Genomic DNA, 2,230 nt, shown 5'->3' with positions numbered 1-2,230 from the left:
AACCTCACAACCCTCTCCTGACCTTATCCAAAATTGGGGTTACTATGGAAACTGTGCTTGGGCCTGGAGCTTGTTCACTCACTTCCTGGATAAGCTTGCCGATGACGTCCAGGCGCGCTCTGGTGTTCCCCTTCATGTGCCCAAGGAGTTGGCGGAATGCCGCTCTACCAGAAAAGAGGGGGTGATTCGCAGTTGGGCCTGGTCCCTGCCGGGGATTCGCCGTCTGCGGGCTACCCGGCTGGATGCGGGGAACGTACTCCAGGTGTTCAATGCGGTGGCCTTCCCGGAAACAGATCGTCAGCAGCCCTTGTTGGGCATTGACCTATTGCAATTCGGGCTGCGGAACAAGCTGGTGGCGGTGATGGACTTCCAGCCCCTAAGCCAGGATCCCGACTACCTGGAACGCTACATGGGGGGTCTCAAAACCTTGCAGCAACGGTTCCCGGCCTTTGCCCGGGGGGAAGAAATGCGCAGCTACGACGCCAATCGCTACTTCTCCCCATGGCTGCTGTTCGCCCGCGGTCCGGTGACGGACCTGAAGAAGAGCCTCCAGAACGCCTTTGAGCTGCTGCTGAGTGCCTACTGGGCACTCCACGATGCCGAGCAGCCCGACCCTCGCCGGCAGGGGGAGGTGGAAGCGCTGCAGAGGGACTATGCCCGCTATAGCGCCGAGAAGGATCCGGCCCATGGGCTCTTTGCCAGTTATTTCGGGAAGACTTGGGCGGATCGCTTCCTCCACGAGTTCCTGTTTCCTGAATTCATCTCCAACAAGACCACCCCATGACTTGGCTCTGGCAGCCCTATCTGGACCACGCCCAGCAGCGCCTGCAAGCGCGGCTCCCGGACCTGCGGCCCTACCCCATCCCGGAAGGCTTTGGGGAGCGCCGGGCAGAGACAGGATCAAAAGCCCGGCCCATTCAGGTGGTGACCCGCAGTTGGGCGGTGCAGGCCCGCGGTATCCGCCAGGCCCGGGCAGCCTGTGTGGCCGCTGACCCCGTCCCCCAGGTGCTGAACTTTGTCATCAATCCTGATCACCACTATGATCTGCCGTTTTTCGGGGCGGACTTGGTGACCCTACCGGGTGGGCACCTGCTGGCCCTTGATCTCCAGCCCGTGCTCAAGCAGGATGACGGCCACACAGCTCCGGTCTGGGGGCGGCTGGAGCCCATTTTCCAGCGCTGGCGCCGTCTACTGCCGGATGGTGGCCCCATCCCCACGGAGGCACAGCCCTATTTCTCCGACGGCTTTCTCTGGACCCGCCTTCCCCTCAGCGAAACCACCTTGCTGGAGGCGGCGGTCTTCCCGGCGTTTCAGGAGTATCTGGAGTTGTATCTGGATCTGGTGGCCGCGGCAGCGCCGGTGCCGAGCGCGCGCGCCCGCCAACTCCTAGCGGGACAGCGGCGCTACACCGACTACCGGGCCGAGAAAGACCCCGCCCGAGGAATGCTCAGCCGCTTCTACGGCGCCGAGTGGACGGAGGCCTACATTCATGGCTTCCTGTTCGACCTGCCCCGTTCTCTTGAGGCGTTAAGCTGAGTGGTTGTCTCCAGCCCGTCCTTGAATGTCGGAACAGCAAATTCCTGTCTTTCTAGAGCGCGTCAAGACAGACGAAGCCCTGGCGGCGGCCCTGTTCGACGCCAAAACACCCACAGAGGTCATCAGACTCGCTGCCACTGCCGGCCTGGACTGCACAGCCGCCGAGATCAGCCGGTGGCAGGCCACCCGGGCCGTCTCCAAACCCATGGAGAGCGGCATCTGCGCTAACGGTCTGCGCTGGCGCAGTCTCCATGGCCCCGGCGGGCTCCATGTGCAGATTGTGGGCGCCAGCGCCAGCTTCGGGTTGTGGTGTCCCAGTTGCTGAATCCCGGCTGCTGAAGGATGGTTCAGTGGCCTGCGGTTGAGCCAATGGCCACCACCACGGTGAGAAGCACTCGCACCAGTTCCAAGCTCCCCACAACGGACAGGGCAAACCCTAACTTTCGGGCCACAGGGGGCACACCATTGGCCCAGACGGCAGAGACCTGCCCCTCGGCAGACCACTTCCTCACGGCCACGTCCCGCCAGTAGGTGCCGTAGCGGGGCAGGCTGATATTGAAGGGCACGTTGCCCATGGGGCGCCCGGACAACAGCCGCCGCCGCTGGTAGGGAACAGTGTCCACCCCAAAGGTGTTCACGTACTCGGGAGAATTGAGCAGGGCATCCACCAGACCGGCCAACCCCTCCTGGCCAA

Annotated in this window: 4 protein-coding genes; 3 read left to right on the top strand and 1 reads right to left on the bottom strand. The window is 63.2% G+C overall.

All coding sequences use genetic code 11. The features are described 5' to 3' along the window. The first annotated feature begins 70 nt into the window (after positions 1-70). From FLM9_RS07565 to FLM9_RS07555, 3 genes are read left to right on the top strand one after another with little or no spacing between them, the layout of a single operon-like run. Positions 71-784, top strand: coding sequence for a 15,16-dihydrobiliverdin:ferredoxin oxidoreductase (locus FLM9_RS07565; protein ID WP_074457998.1), 714 nt, complete (start codon positions 71-73; stop codon positions 782-784). Beyond that, the gene (locus FLM9_RS07560; protein WP_074457997.1) at positions 781-1,536 is read left to right on the top strand and encodes a phycoerythrobilin:ferredoxin oxidoreductase; all 756 of its coding nucleotides are present in this window, start codon (positions 781-783) and stop codon (positions 1,534-1,536) included. Before FLM9_RS07565 ends, FLM9_RS07560 begins: the two co-directional genes overlap by 4 nt. 25 nt (positions 1,537-1,561) lie before the next feature. Beyond that, positions 1,562-1,861, top strand: a complete 300-nt coding sequence (locus tag FLM9_RS07555) for a Nif11-like leader peptide family RiPP precursor (RefSeq protein ID WP_074457996.1) — start codon at positions 1,562-1,564, stop codon at positions 1,859-1,861. A gap of 22 nt (positions 1,862-1,883) precedes the next feature. Here FLM9_RS07555 and FLM9_RS07550 read toward each other — a convergent pair. Then, the coding region (locus tag FLM9_RS07550; RefSeq protein WP_180365348.1) for a phycobilisome rod-core linker polypeptide at positions 1,884-2,230 on the bottom strand (347 nt) is incomplete at its 5' end.

The organism is Candidatus Synechococcus spongiarum (assembly GCF_900047545.1).
Classification (GTDB): domain Bacteria; phylum Cyanobacteriota; class Cyanobacteriia; order PCC-6307; family Cyanobiaceae; genus Synechococcus_B; species Synechococcus_B spongiarum_C.
The sequence above is the reverse complement of the archived record's forward strand: the minus strand, read 5'-3'. Positions and strand labels throughout refer to the sequence as shown.

Bases quoted from the DNA above. Each gene is read 5' to 3' on its own strand.
- FLM9_RS07560 (WP_074457997.1), top strand. From the start codon at position 781: ATGACTTGGCTCTGGCAGCCCTATCTGGACCACGCCCAGCAGCGCCTG.
- FLM9_RS07555 (WP_074457996.1), top strand. From the start codon at position 1,562: ATGTCGGAACAGCAAATTCCTGTCTTTCTAGAGCGCGTCAAGACAGAC.